Origin of the sequence: Pseudoalteromonas sp., from assembly GCF_041613455.1 — a bacterium.
Classification (GTDB): domain Bacteria; phylum Pseudomonadota; class Gammaproteobacteria; order Enterobacterales; family Alteromonadaceae; genus Pseudoalteromonas.
The window spans coordinates 1-15580 of record NZ_JBFJHD010000061.1; the positions used below are offsets into that span (position 1 = coordinate 1).

General features: G+C 42.8%; 12 protein-coding genes and 1 pseudogene. 7 read left to right on the plus strand and 6 right to left on the minus strand.

Annotation, left to right across the window (positions count from 1 at the left end; genetic code table 11):
* The 4 genes from ABYB02_RS07970 to rluF form a co-directional block, all read left to right on the plus strand.
* On the plus strand, positions 1 to 568 hold a 568-nt coding region (locus tag ABYB02_RS07970; RefSeq protein ID WP_372761937.1), incomplete at its 5' end, for a glycosyltransferase.
* Positions 569 to 650: 82 nt separating this feature from the next.
* Positions 651 to 1865 carry an EAL and HDOD domain-containing protein gene (locus tag ABYB02_RS07975; protein ID WP_372761938.1) on the plus strand — a complete coding sequence of 405 codons (1215 nt, stop codon included), beginning with the start codon at positions 651 to 653 and terminating at the stop codon, positions 1863 to 1865.
* Between the two features lie 9 nt (positions 1866 to 1874).
* Positions 1875 to 2969: a DUF418 domain-containing protein gene (locus ABYB02_RS07980; RefSeq protein WP_372761939.1), complete on the plus strand. Its 1095-nt coding sequence runs from the start codon at positions 1875 to 1877 to the stop codon at positions 2967 to 2969.
* Between the two features lie 85 nt (positions 2970 to 3054).
* Positions 3055 to 4050 carry a 23S rRNA pseudouridine(2604) synthase RluF gene (gene rluF, locus ABYB02_RS07985; protein ID WP_372761940.1) on the plus strand — a complete coding sequence of 332 codons (996 nt, stop codon included), beginning with the start codon at positions 3055 to 3057 and terminating at the stop codon, positions 4048 to 4050.
* 133 nt (positions 4051 to 4183) lie between these two features.
* Here rluF and ABYB02_RS07990 read toward each other — a convergent pair whose 3' ends face one another.
* The 3 genes from ABYB02_RS07990 to ABYB02_RS08000 form a co-directional block, all read right to left on the minus strand.
* Entirely contained in the window at positions 4184 to 6715 is a 2532-nt protein-coding gene (locus ABYB02_RS07990; RefSeq protein WP_372761941.1) for a putative bifunctional diguanylate cyclase/phosphodiesterase, read from the minus strand.
* 230 nt (positions 6716 to 6945) lie between these two features.
* Positions 6946 to 10023, minus strand: coding sequence for an efflux RND transporter permease subunit (locus tag ABYB02_RS07995; protein WP_372761942.1), 3078 nt, complete (start codon positions 10021 to 10023; stop codon positions 6946 to 6948).
* Between the two features lie 2 nt (positions 10024 to 10025).
* Positions 10026 to 11108, minus strand: coding sequence for an efflux RND transporter periplasmic adaptor subunit (locus tag ABYB02_RS08000; RefSeq protein WP_372761943.1), 1083 nt, complete (start codon positions 11106 to 11108; stop codon positions 10026 to 10028).
* A 124-nt stretch (positions 11109 to 11232) separates the two neighbouring features.
* On the opposite strand from ABYB02_RS08000, the gene ABYB02_RS08005 reads away from it, so the two are divergent.
* Together ABYB02_RS08005 and ABYB02_RS08010 are read left to right on the plus strand one after the other, a co-directional pair.
* Positions 11233 to 12141, plus strand: a complete 909-nt coding sequence (locus tag ABYB02_RS08005; protein WP_372761944.1) for a LysR family transcriptional regulator — start codon at positions 11233 to 11235, stop codon at positions 12139 to 12141.
* A gap of 55 nt (positions 12142 to 12196) precedes the next feature.
* A complete protein-coding gene (locus ABYB02_RS08010) occupies positions 12197 to 12502 on the plus strand; it encodes an MGMT family protein (protein WP_372761945.1) in 306 nt (101 codons plus the stop codon).
* A gap of 62 nt (positions 12503 to 12564) precedes the next feature.
* Here the strand turns inward: ABYB02_RS08010 and ABYB02_RS08015 are convergent, their stop codons facing one another.
* Positions 12565 to 12696 carry a putative transporter small subunit gene (locus ABYB02_RS08015; RefSeq protein WP_372761946.1) on the minus strand — a complete coding sequence of 44 codons (132 nt, stop codon included), beginning with the start codon at positions 12694 to 12696 and terminating at the stop codon, positions 12565 to 12567.
* 9 nt (positions 12697 to 12705) lie between these two features.
* Positions 12706 to 14331: a sodium:proline symporter gene (locus ABYB02_RS08020; protein ID WP_372761947.1), complete on the minus strand. Its 1626-nt coding sequence runs from the start codon at positions 14329 to 14331 to the stop codon at positions 12706 to 12708.
* Positions 14332 to 14799: 468 nt separating this feature from the next.
* Here ABYB02_RS08020 and ABYB02_RS08025 point away from each other — a divergent pair, with 468 nt between their 5' ends.
* On the plus strand, positions 14800 to 15276 hold the full coding sequence (locus tag ABYB02_RS08025; protein ID WP_372761948.1) for a thioesterase family protein: 477 nt from the start codon (positions 14800 to 14802) through the stop codon (positions 15274 to 15276).
* Between the two features lie 141 nt (positions 15277 to 15417).
* Here ABYB02_RS08025 and ABYB02_RS08030 read toward each other — a convergent pair.
* Positions 15418 to 15580: pseudogene (locus ABYB02_RS08030) on the minus strand (trimeric intracellular cation channel family protein); the annotation flags it as partial.

Sequence of the window (15580 nt, forward strand, 5' to 3'; positions counted from 1 at the left end):
AGGGCCATTAGTGACCAGTGTGGGGCGTTTAACTGAACAAAAAGTGTTGTTACTTTGCCAGCAGCAAGGCACAGAGCTCACCATAGATGTGGTATGTCGTATTATCAAAGCGTTTGATGGTCGCTTTATTATGCTTGGCTCAGGTGATAGCAGATTAGAGCGGATTTTTGTGCAAGCTATGGCACGCCACGACAACTTTTTATTTTTACAAGGCTATGCGCAAGCTCTCGGCGATGCCATGTACCAGTTAGGCGATTTATTTTTAATGCCGAGCTCTTTTGAGCCCTGTGGCATTAGCCAAATGTTGGCCATGCGCGCAGGCCAGCCTTGCTTAGTGCATCATGTCGGCGGTTTAAAAGATACTGTAGAGCACCAAGTAAATGGCTTTAGTTTTGCGGGTGACACACTGCATGCGCAAGCGTCTGCGCTCACTAATTGCTTGCGTGACACGCTTATATTGAAACAGCAGCAGCCGCGTGAATGGCAGACAATAAAAACACAAGCGAGTAACGCACGTTTTACCTGGTCACAGGTTGTAACTGATTATATTAATTACTTATATAAATAAATTCTGTGCAAGGGAAGTGACAACAGCGCGCTTTTACGGTTTAATAACTTGGTCTTAGGGAAAGCTTTATAAAGTAGGTAATGTGTCTGTATTTGTTGCAAGGCAAGCAATTTTAAATCGTCGTCAAAATGTGGTGGCTTACGAGCTACTGTTTCGCGATAGTGCGAAAAATTGTTTTCCGGGGATCTCCGATGGCCAAGCAACGGCGCGGTTGATTATGGAAAATCAACTGAACTTAGGTACCCGCCATATTACCGCTGGGAAAACAGCGTTGATCAACATTGGCCCGGAGTCGTTAAAACTCGATTTATGCGCTTTTTTACCCAGCAAAGACGTGGTGATTGAATTACTCGAGACCATTGAACCTAGCGAAGACAACTACCAATTATGTCGAGAGTTATTTCGCAATAACTATAAGTTAGCACTTGATGACTTTGTTTATAACCCGCAATGGGAGCGTTTTTTAAAGCTGGTAAAATTAATAAAATTCGATATTAAACAAACCCCGTTAACGGATTTAAAGCGCATAGTTAAACAGCTAAAAACCCACAAACAACTGAAATTACTCGCCGAAAAAATAGAAACTCACGACGAATTTCAGTTGGCATATACAATGGGCTTTGATTACTTTCAAGGCTACTTTTTTGCCAAACCTATGATGTTCAAGCAAAACGATATTGATTATAACTATGGGTTAGTGATTGCAATATTTGCTGAGGTGATGAAACCTGAGCCAAGTATAAAAAAGATAGCGGGGTTGTTTGAACTCGATGCCGCACTTGCCTATAAACTACTGCGCTTATTAAATAGCGGTGTGTTTCCGATTCAAAACGAAATAACTTCGTTGAAACAAGCGTTAGTGTATTTAGGTCACGAGCGGCTAAAAAAGTTTGTCAGCTTGATTGTCACGGCACATACCGCTAAGGCGAAACCTGCTGAGTTATTACAATTGTGCGTGGTGCGGGCACGATTTTGCGAGTTAATCGCCACTAAAATAGCGAAACAGCAAGCGGGTGAGGCGTTTTTAACGGGGCTGTTTTCATTGTTAGAGGCGATTTTAGATCATCCCATGGCCTCTTTGGTGAATAAGTTACCTTTCCCCGATGCAATAAAATCGGCGCTATTAAAAGAAAAAAACACCTTGTATTATATACTCGATGTTGTCATCGCCTATGAGTCAGGCAGTTGGTGGGCATTGGAGCAGGCAGTGTTACTGCTCAATATTGATAGTGCAATACTCCCGCCGCTGTACAAACAGGCTGTAACGTGGGCAGATAGTTATAAAAATCAACTATAACGGGTATTAATGCGCAATCATAATATGGATTTTATTCGTGGCATCGCTGTGCTTGGGCTGGTGTACATGAACATTTATACCTTTGGTATTTTTGAATTGGGTTACATTCCACTAAGTGTTGCGCCGTTAAGTGATGACATTATTCATGCCTTCAGCCTGATATTTGTAGAAGGCCGTTTTAGAACCTTATTCAGCATATTGTTTGGCGCCGGGCTCTACATTCAATGGCAACGCTATCACTCTCCCCCTCGACTGAAAAACCGCTTATATTGGTTGATTTTATTGGCTTTAGTGCATGGTTTTTTATTATGGCCAGGGGATATATTATTTACCTATGGGGTGTCGGGGTGGTTTGCGCTTAGATATCTTAATAGTAATAACGAGCTGCTGTTAAAGCGTGCCGGTCAGTTTATACTCATTTCTGGTGTGGCCACGGCGCTGGTCACCTTTAGTATTGATGAGCCGATACTGGTTCGCGATTCAGCGGCGTTTAATGAGTTATACTCACTTTATTATCAATCGCTGCTAGCGCATTTTTCAATGAATCTGGCCCTGTATACGTTAATGCTTGTTATTGTGCCATTTATCACCTTGTGGGCGTGTACCGCACTGATGTTAATAGGCATTTATTTATATAAACAGCGGGCTTTTACAACCGGACTCAAGTTAAAGTCAGTTATTTTAATCGCTGTGGGCGCTGTGCTATTTACCAGCTTACGGTTAATTGCTGAGCGCTATACGGCGGGGCTAATTTATTCGTTACAAGAACTACTAAACAGTATAGCGGCCTTACTTATGGCGGTGATTTATATTCATTTGGCGGTTAAACTGTGCAACAACCGTGCAACGGTAGGGGCGTTATTACAACAGGTTGGGCGGTTTGCGTTTAGTTTATATATCTGTCAAACGTTAATGCAGTTGTTATTATTTAAAGTGTTGTTTAGTCATTGGGTAATCACTTTTAATCGCAGCGATTATTGGCAAGTGGCCACCATGCTGGTGGTGTTACAATTGCTGCTCACTTGGCTATATAGTCGCTATTTTCAACAAGGGCCGCTGGAATACCTATGGCGTCACTTAACGCGCTTAAAAACCGCTAGTTAAACACGCAGAAACGCTAAATTAAGGGCGAAAAAAAATCGTCAGTGGTTTAAACTGTCAGCCTTTGCAACTAAGGTGAATTTACTCCATGACAGACTTAAAACGATTAAATAAATTTATTAGCGATACCGGTTTTTGTTCACGGCGCGAAGCTGATAAATATATTGAAGATGGTCGTGTTACTGTTAATGGCGTATGCCCAGAAATGGGGGTAAAAGTGTCACCGAGCGACGTGGTATTAGTTGACGGTAAGCCGCTTAAAGCCCCGCCAAAGCGTGTTTATATTGCTTATAATAAGCCGGTAGGTATTACCTGTACCACAGAGCGAAAAATACAAAGTAACATAGTTAAAGCGGTAAACTACCCAGATCGTATTTTTCCAATCGGGCGCTTAGATCGACCATCCGAAGGGTTAATATTTTTAACCAACGAAGGTGATATCGTTAATAAAATTTTGCGTGCTGGCAATAACCACGAAAAAGAATATGTGGTCACGGTCGACAAGCCACTTAACCGCCAGTTTGTAAATAAAATGGCCAATGGTATTCCGATACTCGACACCATCACCAAAAAGTGCAAAGTAACGCAAACCGCTGCGCAGCAGTTTACGATTATATTAACCCAAGGGTTAAATCGCCAAATACGCAGAATGTGTGAATACTTAGGCTACGAAGTGGTTACCTTAAAACGTGTGCGTATTATGAACGTAACACTCAAAGGGTTAAAAGTTGGCCAGTGGCGACATTTAACCGCTGAAGAAATGGCGGTGATCAACGATTCAATTGCGGATTCGGGCAAAACGCAAGAGCACTCACTACTTGAAACAGGCACCCCCACTGAACAACTAAGTGTTGTCAATCCAGCTAAAGCAGAGCGCAATAGAGTAAAAAAACGCGATTTTCAAGGTGAAAACCCCAGACGATTTAAGCAAGCTGACGGTAAACAAGCGCGCGCAGCCGATGGTAACAATAAGCGTGGTAAAGCGCCGGCACAAAAACGTTCCACTACTTATATTGGTAAGTCAAAAACTAGCACAGTGCATAAAGTCTCAGACAATAAAGGGACACTCAGTTTAAAAAAATAGCGTGCAGAGCAGGCTTGTTTATTGTTGTAGGTGAAGTAAGTGCCAGTTATTTCATTGGCACTGCACGGCCAACAGCCACATCAGCGGGGTAATTGCAGCGCCAATTTAACCCCTTATAGAGTGTAAATTGGCATTAGTTACCGTTAATATGGTCCACTAAGTGTGGAAGACGCAGTGGTTTACAATAATAATAGCCTTGAATTTTAATATTGTTAAACTTAGATAAGTAACTGATCAAGCCAAAGTCTTCAACCCCTTCAATCACCACGACCTTATTAAGCTCTATACAAATATTAATAATTGCTTCTAACAGGGCTCTTTTTTGCCCGGGTTGCTCTGCACCAATAGTAAATTCGCGGTCTATCTTGATGATGTTTGCAGGCTGGCGCGATAAGTAAGATAAGCTAGAGTAACCGGTACCAAAGTCATCAATAGCAACATTAAAACCTGTGGTGATCAAGTCTTTCAATACCCCTTCAATTGCGCCTTTTTCAGACATCACCATTTCGGTCACTTCAATTGTAAGCTGACTGGGGTGAATGTTTTTTTCGTTGACTAATTTAGCAAGGTTTTTAACAAAGTGATGCTGCTGCACTTGTTGTGGTGAAAAGTTAACTGCCACACTAATACGTTGCAGCTCAGGGGTATTGCTTATATCGTGCAGCACTTGAGTTAGTACCTTTTCACCCACTTGCAATATTTGCCCTGTTTGTTCCGCGATAGGAATAAACACTGCGGGGGAGATATAATTTTCATTATTTTTCCAGCGTACTAAGCACTCAACAGACGAGATTGCATGCGATGATAAGTCATAAATAGGCTGATAATAAACTTCTAAGCCGCCATTATTAATCGCTTTTTGAAGTTCACCACGGGTTTTAACCATTTCTTGGTGTCTATCATCCATCTCTTTTTGATAAAAACTAAATTGGTTGCCGCCTAATGCTTTGGCACTGTCCATGGCAATATCAGCCTGTTGCAGTAAGGTTTTAGGCTTTACTTGCTGCTTTTCAGACATGGCAATACCCACGCTCACGGTAAGATGAATATCAACTTCCCCTAAGTTATATATCTCTGCGAGTGATTTGATGATTAACGTGGTTTCGGCCGACAGCTGTGCTTTGTCGGCATCACTGTAATGTAAAATAAATTCATCATTGCCAAAGCGGGCGATAGAATCAGCGCTCAGCGCATGGGTTTTTAGGCGTTGCGCAACCTGTTGTAACACGCTGTCTCCTAATTCATGCCCTAAACTGTTATTGACCGCACTAAAGCCATCTAGGTTATAAAATACCACCGCACAGTTGGCTTTTATATTGTTAAGCTGTTTCGATTCTATTTCAGCGTTGAGGGCATCGCGGCGTAATAATCCGGTGAGTTCATCATATTTTGCCATTTTATGTAACGCAAACGACTGCTCTCTGAGTTTTAAGGTTGAATCGGCAGCGAGAATAAATATATAAGTAAATACAAATGTTAGCCAGAGTATCGCTTGGTCTATATTGGCGGCATTACGTAGTTTTGTGTAGTCTTTTATGAAGTTATACACGTTATGTTTAATTAAGGCCATCACCTCAATTTGTTCTACGACGAAGTGTTGACTGTACTTACTAAAGAGCTCGCTTAACTGACGCACATTGTGCTCGCCGGGGTTAATCGAAAAGTAAATGTTGGGGTTTAACTCAATAAAAGTGTTAAAAGAATTAAGATGATCGATGTAGCGGCTTTCTATTAGCAGATTCAGGTTTAATAGCGCTAATATTTGATATCGCTCACCAGATGTTGCCTTAATGGGAATAGAAAACATAATTATCGGCATATCACTATCTAAGGTAGCGGAGTTGGCGGCAAATCTCACTTCATCGTCTGCTGCTTTAAGCCAGCTAACAATGGCGGGAGTGGCAAGCCTGCCGTTAGCTATAAATTGTTTCGCAAAGGTGGTGCCATCGATATAATTTAACTCGTTGTCGAGTATCAGCATACTTTTAATTATTTCGAAGTCTTGGGTGTAGCCATCCATATCCAACTTGGCGAGTTTAAAAAAGTAATCAGTATGAATACTTTCTAAGCGCGTTTTTATATGGGTTAATGATTTGATCTGATCTTCGAGGTTTTTATTCAGTATGGTTTCAAGTAAATGAATATTACTGCGCGCATTGGCATCGGCTCTTGAAATGGTTTGCACGGCTGTAACATGCCACAAGCTAGTGCCGATAAAAATAGTAAAAAGCACCACGGTTTTGGTTAGCTTGGAGTCTTTTATAAGTATAACTGGGTGGCTTACGCGGATGATCAGGGCAAGAAAAAATGACCCAACAATAACAGCAACTAACGAGGCAATATAGGGGTTGTTGGTGTTATAAAACCAGCTCACACTGGTATCGTGCCACAGACTCAATTGCAGATTAAAAAATAGCACAGCACCGAGAATCGCTAACACGGGGGCACTATAGCTTAATTTTTTTGGCACAGTGAATTTAGCCAGCCCATTTAATATTATGGCTAACACCAGAGTACACAGCGCCAGCGGTAAAGGAATAATAGCCATGAAGTGTTGGGTAACAACAATACTTTCCAGTGCCCCTAACAGGGTGACCACCAAAAAGAATTGGATGAAAGCTAAATACACTATGCTTGCAGCTGACTGGGTAAGCGGAAATCGCATTGTGGGTGCGCAGCCTTAAAAGAAAGTTAAAACGACTAAATTAACAGTAACATTTTTACAACTTATTGCCACAATTTAAACCCGGTTATCTCGTAAAAACCCCATTTAAAACAATTGTAGTTAACCATTAAGCTGACATGTAACATTTATAACAATTAACCCACAGTAGCGCTAAATGCTCGGTTTAATATAAAAACGCAGCCAATGCTGCGTTTTTATAGGGTGAAATACTATTTACTTTGCTTAGGGGACTGATAATCAATGTTAAAAATAACGGTATAAAGCACTGGCACAACAATTAGCGTTAATATTGTGGCAAAGCCTAATCCAAACATAATGGTCACCGCCATTGATTGAAAAAACACGTCAAATAATAACGGGATCATGCCCAATATAGTGGTAATGGCTGCCATAGCCACAGGGCGTACGCGACTCACACCTGAATCAAATACGGCTTGGTAAGGTGCTTTACCCTCACTAAGTTCAAGGTTAATTTGATCCACCAACACGATGCCATTTTTAATTAACATACCGCTTAAGCTCAATAGCCCTAATAACGCCATAAAGCTAAACGGCGCGTTCATTACTAATAATCCGGCGCTCACACCAATAATGGCCAGTGGTACCGTAGCCCAAATAACCAGCGGCTGCTTAACCGAGTTAAACAATAACACCGTAATCGCAAACATGGCTAAGTAGCCTATTGGTAAGGAGCCAAAAATTGCTTTTTTAGCTTTACTGGATGACTCGTATTCACCGCCCCAGTGCATTTCGTAACCGCGTGGCAGGGCAATATTTTCAATATCGGTACTAATGCGCGCAAACAGCTTAGCCGGTGTTTCATCACTTAACACATCATGGTCGGCCATCACGGTAATGGTGCGCTTGCGGTCGCGGCGCATAATTAAACTGTCTTCCCACTCCACCACAAACTCATCTACCACTTGCGTCACTGGAATAAAAACCCCAAGCACAGGGCTAAAAATTTGTAAGTCATGTACGCTTTCAACATTTAAGCGCTCGCTGGCGGGTGAGCGTGCAACAATGGGCAAAAGCTGCGTACCATCACGATACACACCCACTTGCTTACCCGACAAGCTGGTAAGTAGCACCTGATCGAGATCTGCTTTACTGATCCCTAAACGCCGTGCTTTTTGTTCATTAAATTGGGGGCGGATCATTTTAGTACGGGCGCGCCAGTCATCACGAATATTATGCGCCCCTGAGTCTTGGCCAATAATATGTTGCGCTTGTGCAGATAACTGCCTTAATACCACAGGATCGGGGCCCGAAAACCGTGCTTCAATTTTGGCATCGGTTGAGGGGCCAATTTCCATCGGCTTCACTTTTAGTTGTGCTGCAATTGGGTGTTGCTGGGCGTAATCACGTACCTGCTGCATTACCGTGGCCACCGCGTCGCGATCGGTTACGCGAATAATCAACTGGCCAAAAGCCGGGTAAGACTTTTCCGGTGCATATGTCAGCATAAAGCGGGGCGCGCCTTGGCCAACGGTACTGGTTATTTCGGTTACTTGCGGCTGTTGCTGTAAAAACTGCTCGAGTTTTTTTATGCCTTCAAGCGTGGCACGAATGTCTGCGCCTTGCTCTTGCCAGTAATCGACATAAAACATCGGTGTATTCGATGCAGGAAAAAATGACTGTTTTACACTGCCAAATCCCACAACCGCACTGCATAACAACACCAGCATTAACACCAGAGTGCTTTTTCTAAAGCGCATAGCTAAGTTTAACAGTGCTTTATAACTGGTAAATATAATGCCTTGATAGGGGTCGTTTGATGGCGTTGACAGCTGCGCTGTTTGCTCGCTTTGGTTAAATATTAAGTTGGCAAAAAACGGCGTGAGCGTAATGGCGGTGATCCAACTTAATAATAAAGAAATGAACAACACCCAAAATAAACTGCCGGCAAATTCACCACTGGCATCGGCGCTTAAACCAATAGGTGCAAACGCGGTAATAGCGATGATCGTCGCGCCAAGTAAGGGCCACTTTGTTTGTTCAACAATATTAACGGCCGCTTTGAGTTTTGTTTGCCCACGTTTAAGGTTAATTAAAATACCTTCGGTCACCACAATGGCGTTATCCACCAACATACCCAGAGCAATGATCAGCGCACCAAGGGAAATACGCTGCAAATCAATGGCAAATAACTTCATAAAAATAAAGGTGCCTAATACGGTAAGCAGTAAAATGCCGCCAATTAATAGCCCGCTTTTCACGCCCATAAACAGCAGTAGCACAACAATCACTATGGCAATTGCTTCCACTAGGCTAACAATAAAGCCATTCACCGACTTTTCGACTTCGTCGGGCTGATTGTATACTGGGCTAATATCAATGCCGTGCGGACGTTGATATTCCAGTGCCGCTAAATGTGCATCAATGCGTTTACCTACGTCAACCACGTTAACGCCCGACATAAATGAAACGCCAATTAGTAGGGCTTGTTGTTGGTTATAGCGAATAATGTTGCTCGGTACTTCGGCATACTCACGGCGCACCTTAGCCACATCCCCTAAATAAATAAGCTCGCTGGCGCCAGATTGAGAAATAAGTAAGGTTTCAAGCTCTTTTACATTTTTAAATTCACCAGTAGGGTGTAAACGTATGGACTCACTGCCAACGCGAATTTTACCTGCGTTCGACACGGTATTTTGCGACTGTAATAGTTGAAAAATATGGTTTGGGGCGATACCTAATTGCGCCAGTTTTTGCGTTGAGATTTCAACCATCACTTGTGCTTGTTGCTCTCCGGCAATGGTGACTTTACTTACGCCTTTAACCAGCACCAATTCACGCTTGAGGTAATCTACATAGTCTTTCAGCTCATCATAAGAATAGCCATCGCCGGTCACTGCATACATCACGCCGTACACGTCGGCAAAATCATCAATCACTTTACTTGGGTAAACACCGCTGGGTAAAGAAGGCGCAAGGTCGTTAATTTTACGCCGCATTTCGTCCCATATTTGCCTTAGCTCTTGCTTACGGTAGCTGCTTTTCATTTCGACGCTAATTTGCGACTTACCATTTGACGAAATGGAGGTAACGTAATCAACATAAGGTAATTGTTGAATGGCGTTTTCGATAGGAAAGGTCACTTCTTCTTCTACTTGCTGTGGCGACGCGCCTGGGTAGAGGGTGATCACCATGGCTTTTTTAAGGGTAAACTCAGGATCTTCCAGTTGCCCTAAATCAAAATAAGAAACACTGCCGCCAATTAATAACAGCAAAGTAAACATCCAACTGATCACTTTTTTCTCGATTGAGAGTTGCGCAAAGCTCATGGTTATAGGCCTCGCTCTTTATTCCAAGGACGTACTTGCATACCTTCTTTAAGTGAGTTAACCCCTGCAGCAACAATTTGTTGCCCTGCTTTAATGCCGCTTAATACTTCAATGCCATCATGATGGAGTTGGCCCACTTTTACCGCTTGTTTACGAATTGTGCCGCTTTGTTGATCAAATAACCACACATAGGCGTTATCGCTAAGTGGTTGCTCTGCGTCTGAAAACACTGCTTCGTTGGGTAAAATAGTATACGCCGTTTGCGCTTCGGTCACTTTACTTAAGTCAATTAATACTCGGCCTGTCATGCCGGCCAGTAAATTAAAGTCTTTTGGCACCGGCAGTGTAAACACCACTTTATAGGTCAGCGTGGCAGGGTTTGCTTGGGTATCCCATTCTTTCAGGGTGAGGGTGTATTGTTTGTCGTGGTAGCCGTCAAAAATCACGCTAGGTTGGTATTGAGTGCCTTTTTTAAAGCGTGCCACTATGCGTTCGGGTACGTGGATTTCAACGTCCATTAAATCGCGGGTTTCTAGGCGTAAAATATTTTGTTTGGCCTGCACGCTTTCATAGTTTTTCACAAACACTTTTGCGATGGTACCCGCAAAAGGCGCTTTAAGTTGGCTATGTTGTAAATTAGTTTGCGCTATTTTAAATGCCGATTCGGCCACTTGTTTATTGGCAATCGCTTGATCCAGCTCAGACTGGCTGGTGATTCTTTTTTCGAACAATTGCTCAATACGGCCCAGTTGCGATTTTGCAAGTTCGTAGCGTGCTTTGCGTTCGTTATATTGTAGCTGAAAGTCTTCCGGATCGAGTTTTGCGAGTAATTGTCCTTTTTCTACATGCTCTCCCGCCAATACTGGAAACTCTACCAGCTCACCACTAACTCTAAACGCAAGGTATGAGCCTTGATTCGCCACCACTTCGGCCGGAAAACTGCGAATGTTTACTTGCGAATCATGGCCAATGTTAAATAGCTTTACCGGGCGAATGGGCTCTTCCTTAACAGGTTGTTCAGGCTCTGAGCAAGCCATTAAACCCAATAAGGTCGTCGTTACTACACATAGACGTAAGAGGTGCATATTTTCTCCATGAAAATTAAAAGCTAAATAAAGTCAGTGCAGCATACGCTGCAAACATATAAAATAAAAATCATTAAATTTTAGAAACTAAATAAGTTTTACTTATGATGTGCTAAGGCGTGGAATGAAACTTAACCAGCTACAAATATTAGATGCCATTGTACAAAGCGCCAGCCTTAGTGCTGCGGCGCTTAAACTACATAAAACGCAGCCAGCGCTTACGCTTGCCATTAAAAGCTTAGAAGAAAAAATCGGTTTTGCCTTGCTAGATAGGTCGCAATACCGGTTACAATTAACCGAAAAAGGCCGTATTTTTCATCGCCAAGCTAAACAGTTATTGACTAATAATGAAGAACTCACTCAACTGGCTAAAGAGCTGGCGTTAGGCAATGAAGCGCAGTATCGAATTTGCTATGAACAAATCTGTCATATGCAAAGTTACAATGAGATCATAAGTAATACTTTTAAAGTATTTAATAGCACCGAATTTAGTTTAACCAGTGGCAAGCGCTTTATTTCATTAGAGCAAGTCAATAATGGCCAGGCTGAGTTAGGCATTGGGCCGTGGTTCGATTTGTTTCACGCCACCGGCGATTTAGAAAGTTTACCCATTGGCAAGCTGGACATTGGTATTGTTAGTGCAACACATAGTTTGCCCAGTACAGTGAGTTACAGTGAGTTGCAGTCGTATCCGTGTTTAGCCATGTTTGAAAGTGGCTTAAGCATAGACAGCGACCGCTTATCGTACTCAAAAGGCCCCGCGATGATGAAAATTGATGATATCGCGAGCTTAAAATCGTTTTTATTGTCGGGGGCTGGTTGGGCAATGATCAGTTTGCAGCACTGTGCAGCCGAGCTTGAAGCGGGGCAGTTACAACAAATTACCGTGACCGACCGTGAGCATCAATTTAGTACGCAAATTCGTGTGTTTAGACAGCACTCAAGCCACCACGGGCCGGTAGCGCGTACTATATGGCAGCAATTCAGTACACTGAGTCAGGCCTATTTAACCGCGACCGATGGCGCTGCATGAAACCCTTGCTCACAAAAATAACCGCCGGCATCAGCACGCTTAAAAGAGGATAACCATGGCTATTGATAAAGAGACGCTTATTTACACCGTGATTGCCGGCATTCCCACAGGCCGTGTAGCCAGTTATGGTCAAGTGGCGGCTTTAGCCGGTTACCCACAAAATGCCCGTTTAGTGGGACGGTTATTAAAACTAATGCCACACGACTCCACAATTCCTTGGCATAGGGTGGTCAACAGTCAAGGAAAAATCGCCTTTGCTATTGGCAGTGAACAGTATAATACCCAGCGCCAAATGCTGTTAGCAGAAGGGGTGGTGTTTAGCAAAGAGCGCGTCAATATGCGTATCTATCAATGGCAATAACACCATAACTGGCAATAAAAAGGGCAACGAAATGTTGCCCTAACCGTGTGCATACAGCGGCGTTAAACTAAGCTATTACCCTGTTTTTTAGCCTGTTTAATATCTTTATACAAGCAGGCTACTAAAATAATAAACACGCCACTGGCAATGGCCGGCCACATTAATAGGTAAATGGTAAGAAATGTTGTAGACATTATTACTCCTTATTTATTGTCACTAAATTCAACCACACGCTGGTCAATCACGTTAAAATCAAAGGCGTTGCTTTTGCTAGTTAGGGTCACTAATACGCAAATAATTGCGCTGGCACCATAGGCGGTGAGCGAGCTTAGCAACACAATATAGTCGCGCAAAAACCCTAAGGTGAAAAATAACAGCACCACAGCGGTAAGCGCACCCAGTACTAAGCCCACTTGGCGGCCAAAAAAGCCAAAGCTCATTAGGCCAATTACCACACCGGCGCCCACGGTTGCTAATACTTCATACAATAGAGCAACGGCTCCCGATAATGCTAGCCATTCAAAACGCACCATCACAAACAGCATAAATGCGCCCGCTACCGCAGCGGTAAAGGCAAGGTTAGTCACTTTATTCCAATAGAGGCTGGCAATCACCGGAAACACAATGGCCCCCCACAGCGCGCCAACGAAGATCAGCATCGACAAGATATCGAGCTTTAGACTGGCAAATATAACGCCTAACATAGTGGCAACCACCATAGTTAAGCGGCCAATCCAGAGCATTTTTTTCGGGTTAGGGTTATTTTTGTTGAGGTGTTTACCATAAACATCAGTCATAATAATGGCAGATAACGCCGACAAGTCAGAATCGGCGGTAGACGATAACGAGCCGATAATCATCACAAATAATACTAATACCATCACCGGCGATAAATAGCTGGCTGCCATTTGTGGAATTAAGTTATTTAAATCACCGTCAATGGGCTGTACCCCAGCAAGCAAGGCCAGTAAGCCTAGCATTCCTAAGCCAATTACAATGGAGCCATAGCCAATAGTGGCGGTAATAAAGCTGGGTTTAATTAAATCTTCACGTACTGCAAATAAACGTTGTGCAATGGTTTGATTACCAATAGCGTATGCGAGAACGGCAACAAAAAAAGGCGCGCCTTGTTCTAAAATAGCGGTAGTGGAGAAAAAGTTAGCTTGTTCGGCACTGAGATTACTCATGCCGTGGGTAAATAAGTCGGGACCATCGAGTTCAAAAAACTGCATGGGAATGATCACCACGGCGGCAAGCATCATCGCCATTAATTGGCCAAAGTCGGTAAACACCGATGAGCGAAACCCAGACCAAAAGGTGTAAATAAGCACACCTGAGCCGGCAATAAGCACCCCTTCGGTAAAGTTTAATGGCGAGAGGATGTCTACCAAAGCGCCGGCCGCAGTAAAGTTCACCATTAGGCTAATAACACTGCCAACAATATTTGACGAGGCTAAAATCATTTGGCTGGCGCTGCCGTGGCGAGCATGCATAATTTCCGCTAAGGTGCGAGCATTAGGGGCAAGCTCCCTAAATCGCCGACCAAATGGGTAAATAAACAAAATCATCAGGGCGCCCCAAAAGCCATAATGGATGGCCCCCGATAAACCATATTTATAGCCGGAGCTGGCGGCAGCATAAAACGACGCGGCCCAGATCCAGGTGGCCGTCATACTTGCTGCTGACATACTAAAGCCAACCGAGCCATTAGACACCATGTAGCCGTCGGCGTTTTCTTGTTTTTTGCCAATACTGAGGGTAAATAAAAAGGTAAGGCCATAAAAAGCGAATAAAACCAGCAGTATAGTGCTGGTACTAAACTGAAACATTGTTGACTCCTTTACAAACGTCACTCGCTATCACAAATGAGGGTGATAAGGTAACGGTTATTATTGTGTTACCGAGTGAAGTACTCAGTAATTAATTAGAAGACTACTAAATAGCACTATCAAGACGTTAGAAACTTTAGTAGTAAAAAATAGCTGATATAGCGAACGGTATGCTTAATGTTAGCACGCCGCTTATATTAGCCGTCTATGTTAACACAACTAAAAATATTATGTTATTTTGGTAGCTTACAGTGTTTAGTGCTGCAGTGTGTGCTGGGTGATACGGCTTAATCGTTAAAAATTGCCGCATTATTACCGCTCATAAATCTCTTATATTATTAAGCGATTGCGCCAGATAAAAAGTAACTTAACTTGTTTAATGCGCTAAATATAGTTAGAACACAGATTAATGATAAGTAACTCTTGTTACGCTAGTTAGCCATATAGTCACTTTAAAGAGGAAGTAAAATGACGCTTTACCCGTTTAAAAAATATTCAGCGACGGTTCCCGCTCAGTGGGTCGATTTTAATGGCCACATGAATACTAAGTATTATGGTTTAGTGATTTACGATGCGCATATTGATTTTACCGAACACCTAGATTTAGGTGAACGTTACCGATATGCAAACAATTGCAGTAAAGCATTAGTAGAAAGCCATTGTATTTTTGAAAGAGAATTGTGTGAGGGCGACAAAATTGAAGTGGCTTCTTGGTTGTTGTATGTGGATGAAAAACGTATTCATACTTTTCACGAAATTCACTGTGTAAATAAAGGTTACCGCGCTGCAGCAGGGGAGCACTTAGACTTACATATCGACTTAGCTACGAGGCGGGTAGCGCCAATGCCAAATGCGGTACTACAACGTTTAAAGCTCATTGAACAGCAGTTTGCCCAGCTGCCTAAGCCCGCTAGAGTAGGCAGTACCATTAAAGTAGCTAAATAATAGTGTTATGAATAACCAGCACTCAGTTTATGCAACATAATCACGCTTGCTGTTAAGCTGCAAGCGTGGCTATTTCAGTGACTTATAGCTAAATAAGCACGAAAATAACAATTGGTAAGGTTATAGCGCATCCAGGGATTATTACTTTTTAACGGTTCTTTTTGTGAATAAATTCGGTTGCCAGTCCCAATGTAGTGCGCCTAAACGTAAAAATACGGTAATAAACAAAGAGCCTAAAATACACCAAATATAAGACACTTCCAGCATAAATAGCGCAGCATAGGTTAGTCCACCAGACACGCAG